Genomic DNA, 20,700 nt, shown 5'->3' on the forward strand with positions numbered 1-20,700 from the left:
TAATTTACGATTTTTTACTTGGACGCTTCGCTTTTGCCTTCGTTTTTGGTTTTGCCTTTGCGCTTGTTTTGTCCATGTGAATGACCGTTTGCGTCGCCTTATTAGTGCGGCTACTTTTGCTGTGTTTGCGCACGGTTTTCAACAACGACTCACGGCTACTGAAGGCAAAGTCCGGGCGTGAAATACGTTTAATTTTGCAATTAATCAAACGCTCAATACGCTCTACTGTTCGCTCTTCTTCACGGCTAACGAATGAAATGGCGTTACCCTGCTGGCCAGCACGTCCTGTGCGACCAATACGGTGTACATAATCTTCAGGTAAATAAGGTAAATTGTAATTTACTACGTGATCAAGGCCTTGAATATCAATCCCTCGAGCAGCCACTTCCGTGGCAATAAGCACTTGAAGCTTAGCTGATTTGAAATCGGCAATCGCTCTACGGCGCGCACCTTGGCTTTTATCAGCATGGCATACACCAGCATTGATTTTACTGTTTTTTAAAGCAGCCATTAATTTATCGGCTTGCTCTTTAGTGCTGGTGAAAACCAACACTTGATACCAATTTTGTTCTGCCAACAGTGTTTTAAACAAACGAATTTTGTCTTCTTCAGACACCGGATACATCACATGTTGAACCGTATCTGCTGCACTGTTTAACTGGGTAGCACGAATTTCTTCATGATTTTTTAATAACTTATGGGCAAGCTCATTCACCGTAGGTGAAATGGTCGCAGAAAACAGTAATGTTTGACGCACAGCCCGTATCTGAGCAAGCATCTGACGCACATCGGATATAAAGCCCATATCTAGCATGCGATCGGCTTCATCGAGTACCACAAACTCTACATTGGCCAACTCGATATTCTTCAATGTCATGTGCTCTAGCAAACGCCCAGGCGTAGAAATGACAATATCAACACCCGCTTTTAACTTGCTCGCTTGACCGCCTAGCTTTACCCCACCATAAAGCGCAGTAACAGAAATATCGGTAAATTGCGCATAGTTAGCAATGTTAGACGCTAGCTGCTCAGCTAATTCACGGGTTGGTGTTAAAATTATCGCTCTAGTTGCACCGGAAACAGTTTCTTTCGGCTTATCGAGCATTTGTTGCAAAATCGGGATGGCGAACGCTGCTGTTTTTCCCGTACCGGTTTGTGCACTAGCCAGCACATCACGACCTCTGCGGGCAACCACAATGGCTTTTTGTTGAATGGGCGTCATTTTCTTGTAACCACAAGCATCAATGGCTTGTTGTAACGCTGGCGCTAAATCTAATGATGAAAAGTTCATGCTAATTTCTCTTTCGACAGACAAAAACATAGACGCAACTTGTTTACATGCTATCTGTGTAAATAGTTGCCTTGGCGTTATTTCGCTCAGCGAAACGCCTGAATGTTGAATTTGCGTGATAGGTTTAAAAACGATGGCGAAATATACAGGAATTTACCCAGTTTAACCTTATAGTTCTGAAAATATATGGATAATTTTTCAAAGGGATCGGTAAAGCCCAACCTTAGAACGCCAATAACGTTCTCACACACGATGCGCACCTGCGTTTTTAAGCTGATTTTGCTCAGTTGCCCTCGCCCTAGCAAGTCCATTCACACATACATATCTGCTTTTACTATGCACTAAACGAATAATGAACAATGCATATTTATCACTTCTTAATTGCTAACTATCTGGCGATTATGCCTCTAGAAACATTTCATTAACAAAAAGCACATACACTTAACAGAGGTTGCCATGTTTACACTTTCCCCACTTACCCAGCACTTTCAACTGACCCCACTTTGTCGGTTTATTCGAAATAGTTTAAGTATTACGCTGGTGGCGTCCACCGCGGTTAATGCTCAAAGCGAAGCGCCCACCCCCCCCTCTACCACTGATACTTCTGGACTTGAGCGTATCGTTGTTACATCGCAAAAACGTGTGCAGTCTTTGCAAGACATTCCCACTTCAATTCAAGCATTTTCTGGTGAAGAACTGGGTAAAAACAATATCGCTAACTTACTGGATATGTCGGAATCATTGCCCAATGTGCACATCACTGAAACATCTAGCAGCAAACGTATATTTATCCGCGGGATTGGCTCAGGCACCAATGCCGGCTTTGAACAATCGGTGGCTATGTATAAAGACGGTATCTATCTTGGCCGGGGCCACCAGGCTAAATTTCCGTTTTTAGACATGGAGCGTATCGAGTTAATAAAAGGCCCTCAGGCAGTCATGTTCGGTAAAAATGCCACCGCTGGGGCGTTGAGTATGAGTAGCAACCCAGCAAGCTCTCTGTTCGAAGGGAACGTGAAAGTTGAAGTAGGCTCAGACAATGAGCGACGCTACAGTGGCGTGATCAATGTACCTGTTAACGACGATTTAGCTATACGTGTCGCTGCTTTCAAAGAGTCTAGGGATGGTTTTTTGTATAACCAGGCGCGCGATCAAGATGAGGCATCAAGCGATGCAAACGGTGTTCGATTCACCGCCGATTGGCAACTAAGTGACGCTCTACATGCGCAATTGAAATGGGAGCACGGCAACTTTTCCACCAATGGTTCGCGCTATCAGTATATTATCGATACGCCCTCTCGCGACGAGCAAATCGCCTCAGATCCTACTAATCCGGGAAATGTAGGGTATCGCTCATTTTTGCTTTCTGATACCAGCGGGTTAGATTATACCAGCGCCGTGTCGGGTGACCAACATCCAGGCGGACTAGATGAAGGTAACGATACCTCAACAGACAATGGCGCATTACGCTTAACCTATGCTGTAAACGATTATGAGTTCACGTCAATTTCTACCTACAGTCAATATGATTGGGACGCATTATTCGACGCTGATTACTCAGAAGTATCTTTAATACGCCAAGAATATGTTGAGCATTACGAACAGTTTACGCAAGAACTACGAGTAGCTTCACCCACTAACCAAGTTATCGAATACGTTGCCGGCATATTTTATATGAACAGTGATCTTGCTCACCCTAATGATGTGTTACTTGGGGCGTCACTGCTTATTCCGGAGCTGCCGGGCACCTCTTTAGGAACATTAGCCCTGTTTGAACAGGAACAAGAAAGCTACTCAGCATTTACCTCTTTCACGTGGAATATGGATACCCACTGGAAGGCCAATCTTGGCTTGCGCTATCAACACGAAACAAAAGATGTCACTAGTGAGCAATCCATATATGCATTGTTCGAAGATGGCACCCCTGAAGCGGTACAACAGTTTGCGAACGCTGCCGCCCCTGCCATATCTCGAAGTTTATCGGGCGCTGGCGAGCATACCTTAGCAACGAATCGATCCGAGTCACATTTGTCACCGAGCCTGAGCTTACAATATTTTGGCTTTGCCGATACGATGTTGTTCGCCAATGCTGGCATTGGCTATAAAGCAGGAGGGTTTGACGGCTCAGGTCTTAATTCATCTCAAGGTACTGAAGTCGATCCGAATTCGGGCTTTGAATATGAAGATGAAAAAGCAACAAACTATGAACTCGGCATAAAGTCAGAGCCAATTAAAAATAAGCTTGAGCTCAACGCCACAGTCTTTCTTACCGATTACCAAAATTTGCAAGTATCAGAGTTTAACGGCAATGCTTTTGTGGTTAAAAATGCTGCCGAAACCCGGGTTAAAGGCATAGAAATAGATAGCCGCTGGGCAATGACTGACCATTGGGATTTAAGCGCTAATGTGGCACTACTAGACTTTGAATATCAAGCGTACGATGGTGCTTCTCCCACTGTGCGTCAAGCTGAATTACTGGGTCAAGCAACCCAGTCACTTACCGGCCAGACCGGCGCTTTCGCTCCTGATTATTCAGGTAATATCGCCTTGAATTATGAAACGACTGTAGGGTCTGGTTATACGTTGACAGCCAATTTAGCAGTGAATTTCAGTGATGATTTCTTTTTAGAACAAGATTTAGATCCGATAGCACATCAAAAAGCGTACGAAAAAATCAACCTACGCATTGGATTACTAGATGCCGATGATAGCTGGTCGATTTCATTATTGGTCAATAACCTAACTGACAAGCGTACTTTTAGCCAAGCGAACGATGTACCGGTGATCAGCTATGCACATAGATTCTTAGTTGAACGCCCGCGTAGCGTACTTTTACAAGGAGCGTATTTCTTTTAATGCGTTCAGTCTTTTAACCCTATTAGCCAATGTTATGTCGTCTGCGCAGATGGCGGTATTACACGCTTAGCAATATCGAGTAGTTTGGCGCGCATCCAACTGTTCAATGGGTCGTGTACTGCCTGTTTATGCCAATACATGTGAACAGGCAGCATTGGCACTTCAAACGGCAATGGAACCACTTCAACCGGCATCTGTTGCTTGAGTAAGCGCGCATAAGCGTTGGGCATAGTGAGCAACATGTCACAGCGGCTGATAACACTAGTAGCAGCAAAGTAATGTTCGCACTTTAGGGCAAACTTACGCGATGCACCGTGCTGAGCAAGGGCCATGTCAACTGTGTTTACCGCAGAATCTTTAAAGGTCACAAGTGCATGGTCGGCCTGAACGTAGCTCTGCAACGACATGTTTGACAAAATTGGGTGCCCTTTTCGGCATATCAATGAAAAATGTTCATCACAAATCAGTGTGTGCTGTATTTCGCTCGAGGTGGGACTTAGTACATCGATAACAATGTCGAGTTCTTGACTTTCAAGGGCGGCTTCCATGTCGACGCGGCTAACCTGACGGCTATTCACGGTAATGTTTGGTGTATTAATCAATAAATCAGTGGACAGCTCAGGGAAAAATAATGACTCAAGAATATCGCGAAAACCAAACTTCATTTCACGCTGATACTGATGCACATCAAATTCACCAATATTGTGTAGTGTCGATTCTAGCTCAGCAACTGAACTTAACACCCTAGGCATAATGGTTTGGCACAACGCGGTGGGGATCATTTTACGCCCATGACGGACAAAAAGTGGATCTTGGTATTTGTCGCGCAAGCGAGACAAAGCGTGACTTACAGCGGGTTGACTCAAGTGAAGACGTTTACCTGCAGCGGTTATTGAGCCTTCTTGATAAACCGTGACAAGCACAAGAAATAAATTTAAATCAATTTTACTATGCAGCATATTAATACTTATCAATCAAATTACATCATTCGTATAGATTCTAATTATTATTACACTGGTGTCAATTAACAAGATACGAGGTGACACATGAGTGACAATATCCAACAAGATGTAAATCACATGGCTATCGGTGCGGGGAAATTTAACATTCCCATGCCCCCCACTTTCACCGATAAACTAGCCCAGCGCCAGTACGAAAAACAGCGCTTAGCCGCAGGGTTTCGTGCATTTGCATTACATCATTTTGACGAAGGTTTAGCGGGGCATATCACTTTGCGAGATTGTATTGATCAAGATACGTTTTGGGTGAACCCACTGGGTATTCATTTTTCAATGATTAAAGCCTCAGATTTAGTACGCATTGATCATCAAGGCAAAATAATTGAGGGCGCTCATGCGGTCAATAACGCAGCTTTTGCTATTCACTCCCGTGTGCATATGGCTCGCCCTGATGTAAATGCCGTTGCCCATGCCCATACCAAATACGGTCGTGCATTTTCAGCGTTAGGCGAACTACTTAAACCCATTTCTCAAGACGCCTGTATGTTTTATGAAAATCATGGCTTGTTCGAAACGTTTACCGGCGTGGTTGCACAAAAAGACGAAGGTGATTTGATTGCTCAAGCGCTTGGGGAACACAGCGCGGTGATTTTACAAAATCATGGCTTGATTACGGTGGGAAGCTCTGTCGATGCAGCGGTGGCAAACTTTATTTTGATGGACAGTTGCTGTCAAAGTCAGCTACTTGCTCAGGCAGCTGGCTCTTTAACGTTAATAGACCATGACATCGCTTTGAAAACAAAAGCAGCGAACGGGTCAGATTTAGTAACTTGGGGTAACTTTCAACCCTTGTATTCAATGTTACATGCTTCGGACCCAAGTTTCTTAGCCTAGTCGACCTGAAATACCATTGTACGTAAATGAGTGATCACTCGCTGAGAGGAGGCATTAATGCGTATTGGTATTTTAAACGCCCCAGATTTTTAGTAAAACGTAAACAGCGAATGGGTTCGCTGTTTACGTTTGTTACTAAGAACGAGAAAACGTGGTTATTGATGCTCGCGCAAGTAATTAAGTGCCCCAGTCACGGCGGCAACTTGTGCAAGAATGCATTCTTCAGGTGTTGCACTTGCGCTGTCAGGGTACACTTCCGTTGTGGTGGTATACTCAGCGTTAGTAAAACCGGCACATAAACCTAAATCTTTCAGTGCGTAATGAATAACACCATGCTGGATCATGGGCGAACCAATTAATTTTCCTTCCGCGTCTGGCAACGCAATATGGGTAACTTTTTCAACACTGCTGACCACTGCCCGCTGAAACGAATCTTGAGGATTATGTTCGTCACCGACGGTGTAGAAACCATCAGGAATTTGCCAAATAGCCTGCTCAATGCCATCTCGCGCACTTAGGGCTGGACGAAATTCACTGTTGTCTGTGTCAGTCGTTTCATGTAAATCGATATGCGCGTGTACCGGTAAACCTAATTTGCTCACGAATGCCATGATTTGTGCAGCTTCAGGTGATGCACTTTGCGGTACAAAAGAGCGGTTTGGATCGACCGCCATGGGGTTCCAACGATTGATGGTTTCGTATCCCCAGGGGCTGATGCAAGGCGCGATGATCAAATTAAAATCTGCTGCGTAATCGCTGGCGTGACGCATAGCAAAACGCAACGCGCCTTGAACACCACTGGTTTCGTAACCGTGCACACCACCAGTGATTAAAACAGTTGGCTTATCATTATCAAGGTGTTTGTTAGTGATAGCGTAAAGCGGGTAAGGCCCATCTGCATATTCAAGCACACCATACTGCTCTACGTTAAATGGCCCTTGCACCGCTTCGATATGAACAACGACTTCGTTATGATAACTACGTTTAATGGATTGTTGTGCCAACCATTGCTCTTTTTCATACAGTGTCCAAGGAACACCGGCAGTACCAATGCTATAGGTATAATCTTGAGTCATGAAATTCCTTTGAATAGCGCTTATATACAAGCGGTTAAGGTGAAGCGGTGTATTTTAAGGTATTTATCAACAGGTGTCAGAATCAGCACGATATGAAGTTAAGAAAATGCGTATTTAACGTGTCTTCGGGTGTCAGCAAATCTTGACTAAAGACTAATGTGTTAGCAACACTGAACAAGCTTAGTTTGCTTATTTCGATGCTACTTGAGCAGTAACATCGAGATAAGCACGTATTTAAGCAATGTTTTTATCACCACGAGGTTTACAGCCGGACGTTTCTAAATGGACGGCTCTCGCGTAAAGCATCGACGCCGCGCTAAGGTACGCTGATTCTCTTGTGAGAGTATGATATCAATCCCGTTCTTTTTTATTGGGGTTTTCTCACACCGGCTCAACACACCATCGGCGACAAGAGATAAGTACCTTGCGCAGCATACGCGTAAAAATGACGTGAAATTACTCAAATCTAACTCTGCTTCCTGAGACTCAAAGTACAACTTGGTTATCAGTTGATTGACAGACATATCATCACGAAAACCAATTTCGGCTAATACGTCCCAAAAGAAATTTTCTAATCTGATTGAAGTCACTACACCTTCTATGCGTAAAGACTTTGTTCTACTTAACCACCGTTCAGATTCTGCCTCGATGAATAACTGACACATACTAAAGCTCCTTTTAGAATGGACTGATTTACGACTATTTGCGAACCTATGTTCCAAGTTGGAACCAAGAGTACAAAGTTAACCATGAAGCACTTATCACATGGTAACAAATATATACTACACCTTAAGAGTTATAGCCTTTAAGACCTGCGCACGCCAATTTCATGGCCTAATTGCCTTAAATAATGATGCATGAAATCAGTTCGAATTCGCCCTTCCCTTTTTGCTTCATCAGTGTGAAGCATTTCTTCAAGTCTCAGTAATTTCTGGAAAAAGTGATCTAAGGTAAAATGTGTGTCATCCACATCGCGATATAACGCAAACGGATCGTTCACTTCATATAAAGTGCGCTCCAACGCACTACCGACTTGCAAGCACCTCGCTATCCCAATCGCACCTATGGCATCTAGCCTATCTGCATCCTGCACGATACACGCCTCTAAACTTTTTGGCGTAATATCAGCACTGAAACTGTGAGCAACAATCGCATGATGAATATGATCAAAATGTTCCTGCGGATAGCCAATTTCTGTTAAAAATACCAAGGCTTTGTCTGCCGCCATGCTTGAGCTTTTTGCTCGCTCTGGATGATTTTTTGGCAGGGTGACGCAATCGTGTAACCACACTGCAGGCATCACAACCCACTCATTACCGCGCTCAACTTCACACAGTTGCTTGGCATTGAGCACAACCCGTTTCACATGCTGTAAATCATGCGCGGCGTCAGTATGCATTTCTACTTTTATGAACTCAGCCATTTTGGCCACGAATAGGTCCATGTAAATTACCTAATAGCTCGTGCGTCTCTTCAATGATCAAATCGTTTTTTTATATCACCTTATAACCAAGGTTAACGAATTACATGAAGAATTAAGCACTAAAATTTGAACAAAAACAGGTTGATTAACGTAAAGTCAGTAGTTTATTTGGAAGCAAAGCAAAGGTACAGGTTAAAATCGGGTGTCGTTTTCGCATGGAATACCATCCTTGTCACCGTCCATTCGCGTATCTGGGCAATGGGCAATAAAGTATTCAGCTTCAGCTCGAGACGTCATTTGCCCACAGTATTGGCGCCCGTCACAGCGAAAATTCATCACCATAGGGGCTGGCTTGCGTGGAGAAGTTAATTTTTTCGGCTCTTCTACGCGCGATGCTAACCCAGCTTTTACTTCTGTCGTTTTAGATTGGGCACCTAACTCACCCATGTATTGAAAGGCAGCGAAGAGTATTGCTGCAATAATAATTATCTTCCCCATAAAATGCTCTGTTTACTCATCATTTTTACACGATATAACAATATGATGCGGTGTATCCAGCGCGTTTATGTATACAAATACGTACTTAGGAATAAATGAGTCAGCGTTACCTGCCAGCCAATCCTAAACTCACAGGTGAAACCCTGTGTTAGTTTTCTTCGATGTACGCTTTGTGCATCTTAGAGTACCGCTTTAAAGCACGCTGTAGCCAGAGTTGATAATCAGGTGTTTTGAGTAAATCTTCAACTGAGCTTAGGGTCTGATAATGTGGCGATTTTTTTGAAATAGAAAAGTACAAGTCCCCTTCTACTAGCGGTATTAGCCTATCAACAATATGCTCATCCAAATCGTAAAGGTTTAGTAAATGTTGACCGGACTGGCGACCGATAATCACCCCATCGATTCGCTCTAAAAACAACATAGAAAACAAGCGATAATAATTTTCACCTCTTATCACATGGCTATTTTCAAGCAGATAGTGGTCAAAAAAGCCACCCAGGCTGACGCCTCGAACTAAACCAATAAGTTTACCATCGAGTGAGGCGGGCTTTTCATATTCAAGGCCACCCGCTTTGTTGACGAAAAGGGCATTTTCATTGCTTGCCATGGGCGTGTGTGAAAAATGGGAGTAAGTTTCTCGTTCGGGGTTTTTAAATGAGCAGATATTTAAGTCCACTTCTCCTGAACTTACCATCTGCTGGCAACGTTTCCATGGGCCCACGTAGGTCAAATCGACGTCAAACCCTAACGTACCAAAAAGTTGCTGAGCAGCCTCTGCACACACGCCCACAATTCTATCTCCTTGAAGCCAATTCCAAGGGGCATAATCATGATGGCCGCAGGCTGTCAAAATAGGCCTGTCCTCTGCGCTAAACGCCTGAGTGGCGCCTAAGCTTGTAAGTAACCAAAGTAAAACGCGATATTTCAATAATCGGCCCACGCTAGATGATCGCACTCAAGTGTGACCGCCATGAACAATAGTTTGATTAAAAATAACGCAATTTAAAGAAAAGTACCAATGTAAACTTGAGGCGCTTATTCGACAACAATTTGATTTATATCGCAATTCCCCGCAACAGCAGTCAATACTGCGTTACGGGCATGACACGGTAACCATTTAACCTCTATTAAAACATCGAGACTGAAATGTTATCTTTCCAACTGAATTTAATTTCCAATGTTTTGTTATCACTGTCCCATCGGGTTCCCTGATCTGCATTTAAGAATTCAGTTTTATCAGCGATTTTAGGCAGTTGTTTTTCTCCTACCATCACCTTGGTGATATCTTGCGGCCAGTTATGCACCCAAAGTGAGACCATTCTGCTACCGGGCATTCCCTTATAGTTTCCGCTTCTTTGCAAGGTAAATGTCAGTGAATCAGCTTGGCTATCATCAGCTTTGCGCTCAGCGTTAAATATCAGGGTTTCAAAAGCCCCGTCGCGTATGGAATGCGGACTTTTACCATCATCATTGTACATAGTCGCGGTTGAATGCTCGGCGCTCTTGTCTGCATAGTAATGCAGATCCAATGATTTGGTTGAGTACTCTTGTGTGCTAAGCACTGGGATCGTCATGGGGATAATCGCTCCCCCTCGTGCAAACACGGGAAGTAATTTAATATCGGTGGGCACCGTTATTGTTTTGCCGCCTTCGTAGCGCTCGTCACTCCAGAAATTAAACCAAGCACCTTTTGGTAGATTTACGCTTACTTCTTTTTGATTGGCTTGGGTAATCGGTTTGACTAATAACGCATCTCCCCAAAAATACTGGTCTTTTTCGTCAATTAAGCTTAGATCAGCCTCATCTTCAAAAAACATTGGACGCATCAGCGGCATGCCGGTCAGGCTGTTTTCAAATGCCAACGAATAATTGTACGGCAGCATGGCATAGCGCAGCTCAACATAAGTACGTAAAATATCTTTGGTTTTACCTTTATGGAACACAGGTTCGGGGGCAATATTATCTTGAGCATGTGGCCTAAACACAGGCTGGAATATGCCGTATTGAAGCCAGCGAATATACATTTGTGGATCAAACACCTCTCCGCCAGCGAATCCCCCTAAATCAGAATGCGTGTAGCCAAGACCGAATAAGCCCATTTGCAACGATAGTTCCACCTGGGGCTTTAGGCCATCCCAAGAGCGGCTTACGTCCCCTGTCCACGGGATCATGCCATAACGTTGTGAGCCCACAAAGCCAGAACGCATCATTATAAAGGGCCGCTTATTTGGGGCTAAGTGCTGCTGATGCTGATAAACTTGCTCTGCCCATTTATGCCCGTAAGCATTATGTACTTCGTCCCCCGTCGCTGTTATACCGTTTAAATTATGCACGGCATCACTAGGGTGTACTTCTGGCTCACCTAAATCGCCCCACCACCCCGCCACACCTTGTTTATACAAGGCTGAATAGGTTTGATTAAACCAGTCACGGGCGTCGTTATCGAATACGTCAATAAGCCCCGTATTACCAAAATAAAAGTCAAACTGGTAAGGGTTACCCTCAGCGTTTTTAACCAAGGCATTGTTGCTAACAGCGTCCTGCCATTTTTTTGAGGATGACAAAACGAAGGGCTCTGTGATCAGTATGGTTTTCACGCCTTCTTTGCGTAAATCATTGATCATGTTAACTGGTGTGGGAAAAGACTTTTCATCCCAGCTTAAATTCCCCATGTGGCCTTTAATATCGGCACCAAACCAATACAAATCCAATACGATTGCATCTAAAGGAAAGCCAGACTCCTGATAGAGTTTTACCGTATCTCTTACTTCCTGCTCACTGCGATAGCCAAAACGAGAAGCAAAACTGCCTAACGCCCAGCGCGGTGGTAACGGTTGCTTACCAGTGACCGTGACATAGTGTTCAATTAAATTGGGGTATGATTCACCCGCTACCACAATGTAACTTGTCCGCCCGCCAACGGCTTCAAAGCGCATCTCGTCACTATTGGTGGCCCCTAAATCCATTTCCCCCCGGGCAGAATTATCAAATATTAAAACGTATTTATTGCTCGACATGACAGCTGGCAAACCAAAATACATTTGTTTTGACTCGGTTGTGTAACCGTAATGCGCTTTGTTATACAAGGGGAAACGCTGACCTCTGCGGTCCATTCCCACAATGCGCTCCCCTCCGCCCAGCAGCTTTTCGCCTTCTTGGAGCGCAAAACTAAACCCGCGCTTGTTATCGTCAACAAACAAGCCCTGATGCTCTGCTAACAGTAACGTATCATTACGAAAATAACGGATACTTAAGGGGGACTTGCGTATTTCAGCACGAATACCGGGGGCGATTAACATCAATGATTCTGGCTTGTCCGAAATATCTAGCTCGGTTTGTTTAGCCACGCCGTCAATGGCAAATGAAGGGAGTTGCTTAATCCCGCTTGGTTGATAAAACACCTCAAAAGAGTCGTTAGCTAATGCTGTAATCTCAACGAGGCCTTCGTCGGTGTTAATTTGCAGCACTTGGCCATTTAATTCATGAGATAGATATTCGCTACCAGTAGCACTGAATATCCACAATAAAAGGCTAATTCCGAATACACGCTTTATCATTTTTCGTCCGTTTAAAATCTGTGTTTTAATCATAACTACCTATACTTCAATGCATTCCCTAGCGAGAAACTAAAACTAGAAACACATCGCAACCCTAGTAAATCTTGAACAGCCATTTGATCGCATCGGTAAATTCGCTGCCCCATAATTGTTCATTATGCTGGCCTGTTGGCACAACCACAAATTTCATATTCTCTCTAGGGTGCCCTTGCCCTTTAAACAAACGCTGCATTTTATCTATATCGGCAATCATGCCATCGCCCTCTTCACTGCCGTAAAGCACGTACAAACGAGCAGAATCTTTGCTGCGATGTAATTGAGAGTCGCTAAAAACATCCTGTGAGTACCAATAAGACGGCGAAAAGATAGCGGCCTTTGAAAACACCTCTGGGTAATTATGAATAGCATAGTGAGAGATAAGCCCGCCCATTGAGCTACCCATGATTGCCGTGTTATTAGCATCTGCCTTGGTGCGATAATTCGTATCGATATACGGCTTTACCACATCTACGATTAGCTGCATGTAGGCTTTACCTTGAGCTTCACCAAAACGCTCATTGGGCCAAGGACTAAGCTCATTCATACGAAACTCGCCGCCGTTATCAATTGCGACAACAATAAATTTGCGACCGGTTGCTTTTGCTAGCGTATTAAGGCTTTCGTCTACGTTCCACTCTTGAGCGTGAGCAGTTGCCTCGTCAAACAGGTTTTGCCCGTCGTGCATGTAGATAACAGGGTAAGATTGACTCTCATTTTCGTAATTCGGTGGCAGGTAAAGCCGAACGGTTCGTTGGCGCTCTAGTTCGGGTATTAAAAAAGGATAAGGCAATACTGACACATTCTCGGTGGCCGTCGGCGTACGCTGCGTGATCTGGTCACACCCCACCAACGTGAATATCACTAACCACATGCCAAATACCGGCACCAACAATCTATTTAAAACCTGTTCCCATTGACGCATTTAACCTGCCTATTCAGTTACGTTGTACAAGATGTGGCCTGCGTTTATGACTCAACGAGGCTTAAAACCACAGATTGTAACGATCCTAACATCATTGATACATGTCCTTCTTGATTTTCCACCACAATATTTAGCTTTTTACCACTGAGCAAATCTTGCATGGCGTATTGGCCGTCGGGTAAAGACCACTGTGTTATCAGATGTTTAGGCACAACTAAAGTGAAATGCTTATTGTCATCGCTGAAGTTACTGGCAATCAGCATTTTTTGCGCATCACTGAAGCGACTAAACGAATAGAGCGTTTCGTCATATTCTGAGCGCTCACTACTAGGTTGTTCAAGATTAACTTGATGTAAATCTGCATACTGGCCATTCATAGCACTTTGACCCGCAGATATGTTTAACACGCGGCGGTAATAGGCCCTTAGTGCCTTTTCGTCAGGTGTTAATAAGGCTCCATCAAACTGGCCATGGTTCATCCACCTTTGATGTGCTGGCACCCCCGCATAATCGAAGATAGTAGTGCGAGAAGCCGAACCAAACCCCATGTTTTCGCTGCCGTCTTCGCCGACTTCTTGGCCAAAGTAAAGCAAAGTAGGTGAACGGCTTATAAGTGCAGAGACCACCATGGCGGGCTTGCCTTTTTCACTGCTCCCAGCAAATTCTGGGCTGGCAATACGTTGCTCGTCGTGATTTTCCAAAAAATGCAGCATGTGTTGTTCTATATCGGCCACTTGATGCTGTGCTTTTGTAATAACAGATGCCGGCTCTGTGCCTTGCATAACACCTTTTAGGCTGTCATAAAATCCGACTTTGTCGTACAAATAGTCCATCTTTCCTAGGTTAATGTAATCACGATATTTTGTTGGGTCATAAACTTCCGCCAGTAAAAACGCATCAGGATTCACTTGTTTAATCTGCGAATTTAAATAGCTCCAAAACTCCACGGGGACCATTTCCGCCATATCATAACGAAAGCCTTCAACCCCTTTTGCCAACCAATATTGGGTAATATCGCGAAATTTTACCCAAGAATCAGGCACATGCTTTTGCGCCCAGAACTTAGCATGTTCAGCGATAGATTTATTCGCATACCCAGCCGGTAACGTAGCAAAATCGTAGCTTCCATCGGGTTTCACCCCGTAATTGACTTTAACGGTTTCGTACCAATCATTGGCATCCGGTTGTGCTTTGCGCGAGCCATTGCCTGTCCATTTCGCGGGTGACTCTTTAAATTGGCCATCCGCTAATGGATGTGCTTCACCGCCTAAAGGGCGATAGCCGTTTTCAGCAGCCGGCACGATAAAGTCTTGCCCTACCACGTAATAGAAGTTGTTGTTGCGTGCATATTCAACGCTTACATCGTCGTTTTCACCAAAATCACTCACGCTTTTAGGCTTTGCCAGAGAATGGTAATTTCGCGCAACATGGTTAGGTACAATGTCGATAATAACGCCCAAGCCACTGTCATGGGTTCGTTGTATTAACGCCTCAAATTCGGCCAAGCGATTAGCGGGATCATCCGCTAAATCTGGGTTAACGGTATAATAATCTTTTACCGCATAAGGGGAGCCAGCGCGCCCTTTCACCACATCAGGATCATCGTTTGAAATACCATACTCAGTGTAATCGGTAATCACATCGTGATGAGGAACGCCTGTGTACCATACGTGACTTACCCCTAGATCTTTAATTTCACCCAATGCTAACTTGGTGAAATCACTAAACTTGCCTACGCCATTCTCGTCAAGGGTGCCCCAAGGTTTATTGGTGGTGTTAGTGTTGCCGAATAACCGAGTAAAGACTTGATAGACCACTGGTTTGGCTCTGTCTTCTTTTGAGCTATTGTTCATGTCGCTCTCCCCCTGTAACTGCATATCGCTTTTCGGCGCACTCGATTCATTTGAGCATGCCAGTAGGCCGCTTGTTAGAATAACAAAGGTGATGGCACACGCATTACGAAAAGGCCGTGTGAATAAAGAGCAGTGGGATGATTGCATGGTCGTTGTATCCAGTAGAGTGCTATTAACAAAACAGTTACAAATAATACTCACCAACGTACTCTGAAACTAGCTAGCTACATACGTATTCATCGCAATGCCATACACTTTTAAGCGTCAATTGGCGGCAAAACAAACTACGTGAGCAACGTTTTTGACTGCCCTAAAAGCATATAATTTTGTATATTAACCAAAGCAGATGATGAAAAAAGGCGGGAATATGTGCGGGCGACTCAATGTCACTGACGATGAATTTGTTCAAGGGTTGTGTATTTCATTAGGGCTTGATTTACACATTGACCCTATTATTCCAAACCGCTTTGTGCGCGCCGCTAGCCCCATTCAAATCATTCGAGAGGTAAACGGTCAACGTATGCTGCAAAACGCAACATGGTGGTTGTTGCTTGAACCCTCTACCAATGGCTTTAAGCCTTCTAAATACACGAGTTTTAATACCCGTTATGACAAACTAAATGTGCCTGGCTCTGCAGGCTATACACCGTTTAGAACAGCTCGTTGCATCATCCCTGCTCGAGGGTTCGGTGAAAGCGAATTCGAACAGCAAGGCAACAAGAAAATCCCCATGCACTATCACGACTTAGTCGCAGTTGATGGAGCAATCGCCTTTGCTGGTTTGTACAAAGAATACATTGATAAAGACTGTGGCGAAATTACCCTAGGTTGCTCTATCATCACCCTGCCCCCACACCCTAAACTCATGCAAATTCATCGTAAATCAAGCCCTCTTATGCTGCCACAAGATGCCATTTTAGATACATGGCTAGACCCTACTTATCAGCAAATCAGCGAGTTCGAGTATTTAATGCACCCTAGGCTCACACAAGATCTCATCGCCACACAAATCAATAAACCCAGTCAATACCAGCCTATCGCAGCGCCAAGTATTATTCAGCGTGACATGAGCTAATACGATAGCTATTTACATTTTGCTTATTTAAGAACGGAAATGTGCAAAGTGAAGGTGTAACAAACATGACTATATTGGTATGTTTTACTAGCGCCACATCCTTCAGCAAGTTTACTTACCTCCCTCAATATTCAAAGAACAAGGGACAGTATACGACTGCCCCTTGTACTTATATGTTGAACCTTTTTGCTTTAACCCAGAGAAAGATTACCCACTCTAAATTGACGACAAAATACTGAGTAATAACCTCATTTAAGGCTGATACGGCAACGAAGATTGGTGCAAAATAATACGCACCTGACCATCATCACATTCTTTAAAGACAAAACTTTTGTTCACAAAAATGTGGCTATCGTCTTCTCCTATAAAATGAACGTTACACTGCACGATGGCCAAATCGTTATGCAGGATAAAGTCTTCTTTACTGAACCACACTTTTACCCAAGGTTTAAGTTTGAACCCCTTATCATTGGGAAAGTCACTATTGCCGCCAACAAAATATGAAAGAGCGCCCTCTTTTGTCGGGCGAAATGTCTGCTGGCCGAACGTTAGCGTAGGCTTAAACAACACATGACCATTATCGTAATCGTAACTTTCAGATAACACCTGCAATGAAAACGCTTGAACGTCGCCCCCTTCAGCATGCACTTTCCCAACTTTCACGACATTGTCGCACCATGTTTGTAGTGCACTAAGAACCATTTCTTTAGTAAACATAATCTATACTTTCTCCTTTAGAGGCTTTGTCACGCCGCCTCTTATATTTAAGAGCCCAATAGCATGACAGTTACAGTTTTGCGCATTTGCTCAGCGCTCAGCCACACCATGTAATGTGATATCATCACAATAACAGCCTAAATAATTCTATGCAGATATCAACGGTATTTAGAGATAGCTTTTAGCTATCAAAGCTCACAACAGATTACATTTTATGAGCCACTAGTACACTATTCCTCTTTCATGCAATGTAAAACCCCTTCTTAATAACTAGCTCACTAGGACCGCTATTCAAGGAAGTTTTACCTGATTTATAAAGACGATTTATAGAAACGAGTTATAGAGGCTCCCACGGTAAATACCGTTAATTAACAAGACGAGTGATAGAGACAACCGCGCCAAAAACGATAACATTTCAGAACTTCACTAGATTTAACGCATCACTTTTCCTAGGTTAGAAACGTTATGCTTTTGTCATAATAGTGCGTGAGCAGCTTAATCGTTGAGTCTTTACTAGCTCGCGAAAATGAGTTTGTTACTAGGAGTTGTAACCAATTTTGTGGGTCCTAATCAATGCTCTAATTCAGGATAATCTTTAATACCGTACGCTTTTTCTAGGAGTTTTTTATAGTAAGCTAAAGCTGGCAATTCCATTTCTGCACGCCGTTTGTCAACATTAGCTTCGTCCTCGATAGGACCAATTACGATTTGGCCTTTGCTAAGGTCAGCTTGAGTCCCATAAATTTGTTTTTTGCCCTTTGCGATAAGTACCCTATCCGTCAAAAGGGCAACTTGTTGCCCGGTAATGCCTCCGTCTTGTAGGTAGGATTGTTTTAAAATAGGTAACATTCGCTCTTTGAAAGCAATATCAGTTGAGTGCTGAAGGATCAAAAAAGCTGCATTTACCCCTTCGACACCTACCAGTTCTCTAGTCACCCAAGAGTGTTTCTTTATAATAGCTTTTAGCTTTGCAGTATTGGCTTCATCTATTTCGGTTTGTTTAGCCACTAATTCTTTTGTTATGTTCTGCCAACCGGCACTAATCATCTCGTTTCGAATGTGTTGATCTTTATTTTCCATTTTGATTAAGGTTTCTTGAAGCGCAGTATTAACTTGTGCAAACGTAAAAAGTGGAAATAGTCCAAAAATGATAAGACAGCGCATGATTTGAAACTTCCTTGTAAGTAACAACGTGAACCCTGACACGACATTTATTTTCCTATTCTGAGATCTTATAAAGCATTTAATATTATTTCGTCTGTTCTATCTAGATCTTGCTTGCTTCAGGCTCTTTTTGGGACCGATTTATAAAGCACCCATGGAAAATCCCGCATTATCGACTTATTGGCTTCGCTATGTTCGATGGCTGGCCTTTGATCGCACCCGAGGCCGCTAAGCCCATTAAACGACGGAACCTTGGGCATTCTAAATGACTTGGGGCAGTGCAAGCGGCAGCATGCTGCAAACCATCTCGCATCGCCGTCAATTTTTGGATCGTGCGGTCTAATTCCGTTGCTTTTGTTAGCAACATTTCGCGATCGATATCTGGGTTTTCTCCAGCCCCTAATATGTTGGATATTTCATCTAGGGAAAAACCCGCAACGCGCCCCAAAGCAATCAGCGCGAGTCGCTCTAATATATTCGCTGCAAAAAGGCGCTGTAAGCCCTTTCTACCAACGGATTGTATCAATCCCTTATCTTCATAATAACGTAGCGTTGAAGCAGGCACCCCTGAACGCTTAGCCACAGTAGAAATATCCATAACTCGTCTTGACCTCAAGTTGACTTTAAGTAGTAGACTAGCATCTGTTTAAAAAGTTAACCAGCAACGGAGCAGTCTATGGATCTTATAATTTTTACCATTTTAATCGGAATTGGGGGGACAGCCGTGATGGATCTGTGGGCCCTATTGAGGAAGCAACTTTTCAATTTACCGCCGACAAATTGGGCAATGGTAGGCCGATGGATAGCCTATATCCCTAAAGGGAAGCTTATTCACGACCATATTGCAACGTCTGAAGCGCTACCCCGTGAGCACCTTATAGGGTGGCTCGCCCACTACCTCATTGGAATAAGCTATGCGGCTATATTAACCGTTATTTTCGGTGATGAGTGGGCCCAAAGCCCAGCAGTTGGACCTGCCCTAGCCGTTGGCATAACCACCGTTTTAGCTCCATTTTTAATTATGCAGCCAGGCATGGGCGCAGGCATAGCGGCCTCTCGCACGGCGAAACCGAATGCGACTAGGATTCATAGCATTATTAACCATTTAATTTTTGGACTTGGTTTGTATTTGTCGGGCTGGGCACTAAATTCTTCATATGCAATGTAATTGATAAATGACATAAACAAATTTAACGGGCTGCGAGTAAATTACGTATTTACCAATTACCGATATGCCATCGTGCACATAGACTCCGGCTAATCTAAATACGCCAAACATCAGCAAATAACATTCTGAATAAGGAAATAAATACACATGAAGTTTTTACAGCTAAATACATATTCGACGCACAGCAAAATCGTCGGCTTAGTTGCGATTGTTATTTCACTAGTCGCTTGGACAAGCGATCTGTCTGGTATGGTTTATATTTGCCCGTACTGCAGAGCCCAACGAACTGTTATTGGCATCTTAGGGCTAATGTTAATATCACCTGCAGCGACTCATTGGATAGCGAAGTACATTGGGCTGGTGATTGGCTTTTTTGGTGCAACGGTGGCGGCAAATCAACACTTTATGGGGTGGAAGAAAATATCAGCTGGTACGTTCGAATTTAAAGAAAACCTAGTGATTGATCCTTTCTTACTATCGGGCTTAGCGTTATTTGGCATTATCGGCCTCACCTACTTGTTGTTATTTTCCGATAAAGCGATAACAAACCAACGTTAGACAAATCGTCTGCCCAATGATGCAGTAATTAGCGCAGTTGCTTTGTAGTTAGCTCGCAGCGAAGCAGTGTTTCACCTGAACGACATTCAAGGATGAATGGCTGGCCTTTGCACCATGGATAGGTTACACCTTGACGATTGACCGCCCTCGTCGTTTAAACAACAGCAGATATTGCATCACGCGACGCGTCGGTTTAAATCCGGAATATTTAGGATTTTGATTAAGCGAAATATATTGGGGTTTTAACGAGAATGTATCTGTCAAAATGGTGCCCGGGGCTGGGTGAAGGTGAATGCTTTCGCTGCGAAGCAGTGTTTCACCTGAACGACATTCAAGGATGAATGGCTGGCCTTTGCACCATGGATGGGTTACACCTTGACGATTGACCGCCCTCGCCGTTTAAACAACAGCAGATATCGCATCACGCGAAGCGTCGGTTTAAGTCCGGAATATTAACGGAATTTAATTAACGGATTTTGACTAAGCGAAATATATTGGGGTTTTAACGAGATTGTATCGATAAAATGGTGCCCGGGGCCGGACTTGAACCGGCACGATCTTACGATCGAGGGATTTTAAATCCCTTGTGTCTACCAATTTCACCACCCGGGCATCGGGGGGATACTTGTTAATAATAACAAGCTGGTATT

Annotated in this window: 18 protein-coding genes and 1 tRNA gene; 5 read left to right on the plus strand and 14 right to left on the minus strand. The window is 43.7% G+C overall.

Annotated elements, in window-relative coordinates; all coding sequences use genetic code 11:
- Positions 1-4: 4 nt before the first annotated feature.
- Complete coding sequence (locus GCHA_RS06840) at positions 5-1,291, minus strand: DEAD/DEAH box helicase (RefSeq protein WP_007986480.1); 1,287 nt, start codon at positions 1,289-1,291, stop codon at positions 5-7.
- 456 nt (positions 1,292-1,747) lie between these two features.
- Between GCHA_RS06840 and GCHA_RS06850 the strand changes: the two genes are divergently transcribed.
- A complete protein-coding gene (locus tag GCHA_RS06850; protein ID WP_007986482.1) occupies positions 1,748-4,147 on the plus strand; it encodes a TonB-dependent receptor in 2,400 nt (799 codons plus the stop codon).
- A 32-nt stretch (positions 4,148-4,179) separates the two neighbouring features.
- Here the strand turns inward: GCHA_RS06850 and GCHA_RS06855 are convergent, their stop codons facing one another.
- Positions 4,180-5,106, minus strand: a complete 927-nt coding sequence (locus GCHA_RS06855; RefSeq protein WP_007986484.1) for a LysR family transcriptional regulator — start codon at positions 5,104-5,106, stop codon at positions 4,180-4,182.
- A gap of 87 nt (positions 5,107-5,193) precedes the next feature.
- On the opposite strand from GCHA_RS06855, the gene GCHA_RS06860 reads away from it, so the two are divergent.
- Entirely contained in the window at positions 5,194-6,000 is an 807-nt protein-coding gene (locus GCHA_RS06860; protein WP_007986485.1) for a class II aldolase/adducin family protein, read from the plus strand.
- Between the two features lie 155 nt (positions 6,001-6,155).
- Here the strand turns inward: GCHA_RS06860 and GCHA_RS06865 are convergent, their stop codons facing one another.
- From GCHA_RS06865 to GCHA_RS06900, 8 genes are all read right to left on the minus strand, one after another.
- On the minus strand, positions 6,156-7,076 hold the full coding sequence (locus GCHA_RS06865; protein ID WP_007986486.1) for a M14 family metallopeptidase: 921 nt from the start codon (positions 7,074-7,076) through the stop codon (positions 6,156-6,158).
- A 278-nt stretch (positions 7,077-7,354) separates the two neighbouring features.
- Positions 7,355-7,741, minus strand: coding sequence for a ribbon-helix-helix domain-containing protein (locus tag GCHA_RS06870; protein WP_007986487.1), 387 nt, complete (start codon positions 7,739-7,741; stop codon positions 7,355-7,357).
- Between the two features lie 140 nt (positions 7,742-7,881).
- The gene (locus tag GCHA_RS06875; protein ID WP_007986488.1) at positions 7,882-8,520 is read right to left on the minus strand and encodes an HD domain-containing protein; all 639 of its coding nucleotides are present in this window, start codon (positions 8,518-8,520) and stop codon (positions 7,882-7,884) included.
- Positions 8,521-8,691: 171 nt separating this feature from the next.
- Positions 8,692-8,997, minus strand: a complete 306-nt coding sequence (locus GCHA_RS06880; protein ID WP_007986490.1) for an excalibur calcium-binding domain-containing protein — start codon at positions 8,995-8,997, stop codon at positions 8,692-8,694.
- A gap of 148 nt (positions 8,998-9,145) precedes the next feature.
- Positions 9,146-9,925, minus strand: a complete 780-nt coding sequence (locus GCHA_RS06885; RefSeq protein ID WP_318248950.1) for a substrate-binding periplasmic protein — start codon at positions 9,923-9,925, stop codon at positions 9,146-9,148.
- Between the two features lie 199 nt (positions 9,926-10,124).
- Positions 10,125-12,587: a glycoside hydrolase family 31 protein gene (locus GCHA_RS06890; RefSeq protein ID WP_007986493.1), complete on the minus strand. Its 2,463-nt coding sequence runs from the start codon at positions 12,585-12,587 to the stop codon at positions 10,125-10,127.
- A 61-nt stretch (positions 12,588-12,648) separates the two neighbouring features.
- A complete protein-coding gene (locus GCHA_RS06895) occupies positions 12,649-13,515 on the minus strand; it encodes an alpha/beta hydrolase (protein WP_007986496.1) in 867 nt (288 codons plus the stop codon).
- Positions 13,516-13,559: 44 nt separating this feature from the next.
- Positions 13,560-15,368 (minus strand): alpha-amylase family protein, encoded by a 1,809-nt coding sequence (locus GCHA_RS06900; protein ID WP_007986497.1) that lies wholly within the window; start codon positions 15,366-15,368, stop codon positions 13,560-13,562.
- A 367-nt stretch (positions 15,369-15,735) separates the two neighbouring features.
- On the opposite strand from GCHA_RS06900, the gene GCHA_RS06905 reads away from it, so the two are divergent.
- The gene (locus tag GCHA_RS06905) at positions 15,736-16,443 is read left to right on the plus strand and encodes an SOS response-associated peptidase family protein (protein ID WP_193362818.1); all 708 of its coding nucleotides are present in this window, start codon (positions 15,736-15,738) and stop codon (positions 16,441-16,443) included.
- Positions 16,444-16,695: 252 nt separating this feature from the next.
- On the opposite strand, the gene GCHA_RS06910 is transcribed toward GCHA_RS06905, so the two are convergent.
- From GCHA_RS06910 to GCHA_RS06920, 3 genes are all read right to left on the minus strand, one after another.
- Complete coding sequence (locus tag GCHA_RS06910) at positions 16,696-17,160, minus strand: metal-independent carbonic anhydrase family protein (RefSeq protein WP_007986503.1); 465 nt, start codon at positions 17,158-17,160, stop codon at positions 16,696-16,698.
- A gap of 570 nt (positions 17,161-17,730) precedes the next feature.
- The gene (locus GCHA_RS06915; RefSeq protein ID WP_007986505.1) at positions 17,731-18,324 is read right to left on the minus strand and encodes a DUF6624 domain-containing protein; all 594 of its coding nucleotides are present in this window, start codon (positions 18,322-18,324) and stop codon (positions 17,731-17,733) included.
- A gap of 169 nt (positions 18,325-18,493) precedes the next feature.
- The gene (locus tag GCHA_RS06920; protein WP_007986507.1) at positions 18,494-18,922 is read right to left on the minus strand and encodes a helix-turn-helix domain-containing protein; all 429 of its coding nucleotides are present in this window, start codon (positions 18,920-18,922) and stop codon (positions 18,494-18,496) included.
- Between the two features lie 78 nt (positions 18,923-19,000).
- Here GCHA_RS06920 and GCHA_RS06925 point away from each other — a divergent pair, with 78 nt between their 5' ends.
- Both GCHA_RS06925 and GCHA_RS06930 read left to right on the plus strand, forming a co-directional pair.
- Positions 19,001-19,492: a DUF2938 domain-containing protein gene (locus GCHA_RS06925; protein ID WP_039992191.1), complete on the plus strand. Its 492-nt coding sequence runs from the start codon at positions 19,001-19,003 to the stop codon at positions 19,490-19,492.
- Between the two features lie 147 nt (positions 19,493-19,639).
- Entirely contained in the window at positions 19,640-20,050 is a 411-nt protein-coding gene (locus GCHA_RS06930; protein ID WP_007986513.1) for a hypothetical protein, read from the plus strand.
- Positions 20,051-20,575: 525 nt separating this feature from the next.
- Here the strand turns inward: GCHA_RS06930 and GCHA_RS06935 are convergent.
- A tRNA-Leu gene (locus GCHA_RS06935) sits at positions 20,576-20,662 on the minus strand.
- Positions 20,663-20,700: the final 38 nt, after the last annotated feature.

This window comes from Paraglaciecola chathamensis S18K6, assembly GCA_000314955.1.
Taxonomy (GTDB): domain Bacteria; phylum Pseudomonadota; class Gammaproteobacteria; order Enterobacterales; family Alteromonadaceae; genus Paraglaciecola; species Paraglaciecola chathamensis.

Coding starts and splice junctions, on each gene's coding strand:
- GCHA_RS06865 (WP_007986486.1), bottom strand. CDS start 7,076: ATGACTCAAGATTATACCTATAGCATTGGTACTGCCGGTGTTCCTTGG.
- GCHA_RS06875 (WP_007986488.1), bottom strand. CDS start 8,520: ATGGACCTATTCGTGGCCAAAATGGCTGAGTTCATAAAAGTAGAAATG.
- GCHA_RS06905 (WP_193362818.1), top strand. CDS start 15,736: ATGTGCGGGCGACTCAATGTCACTGACGATGAATTTGTTCAAGGGTTG.
- GCHA_RS06880 (WP_007986490.1), bottom strand. CDS start 8,997: ATGGGGAAGATAATTATTATTGCAGCAATACTCTTCGCTGCCTTTCAA.
- GCHA_RS06855 (WP_007986484.1), bottom strand. CDS start 5,106: ATGCTGCATAGTAAAATTGATTTAAATTTATTTCTTGTGCTTGTCACG.
- GCHA_RS06840 (WP_007986480.1), bottom strand. CDS start 1,291: ATGAACTTTTCATCATTAGATTTAGCGCCAGCGTTACAACAAGCCATT.
- GCHA_RS06920 (WP_007986507.1), bottom strand. CDS start 18,922: ATGGATATTTCTACTGTGGCTAAGCGTTCAGGGGTGCCTGCTTCAACG.
- GCHA_RS06900 (WP_007986497.1), bottom strand. CDS start 15,368: ATGAACAATAGCTCAAAAGAAGACAGAGCCAAACCAGTGGTCTATCAA.
- GCHA_RS06870 (WP_007986487.1), bottom strand. CDS start 7,741: ATGTGTCAGTTATTCATCGAGGCAGAATCTGAACGGTGGTTAAGTAGA.
- GCHA_RS06895 (WP_007986496.1), bottom strand. CDS start 13,515: ATGCGTCAATGGGAACAGGTTTTAAATAGATTGTTGGTGCCGGTATTT.
- GCHA_RS06850 (WP_007986482.1), top strand. CDS start 1,748: ATGTTTACACTTTCCCCACTTACCCAGCACTTTCAACTGACCCCACTT.
- GCHA_RS06915 (WP_007986505.1), bottom strand. CDS start 18,324: ATGCGCTGTCTTATCATTTTTGGACTATTTCCACTTTTTACGTTTGCA.
- GCHA_RS06910 (WP_007986503.1), bottom strand. CDS start 17,160: ATGTTTACTAAAGAAATGGTTCTTAGTGCACTACAAACATGGTGCGAC.
- GCHA_RS06925 (WP_039992191.1), top strand. CDS start 19,001: ATGGATCTTATAATTTTTACCATTTTAATCGGAATTGGGGGGACAGCC.
- GCHA_RS06890 (WP_007986493.1), bottom strand. CDS start 12,587: ATGATTAAAACACAGATTTTAAACGGACGAAAAATGATAAAGCGTGTA.
- GCHA_RS06860 (WP_007986485.1), top strand. CDS start 5,194: ATGAGTGACAATATCCAACAAGATGTAAATCACATGGCTATCGGTGCG.
- GCHA_RS06930 (WP_007986513.1), top strand. CDS start 19,640: ATGAAGTTTTTACAGCTAAATACATATTCGACGCACAGCAAAATCGTC.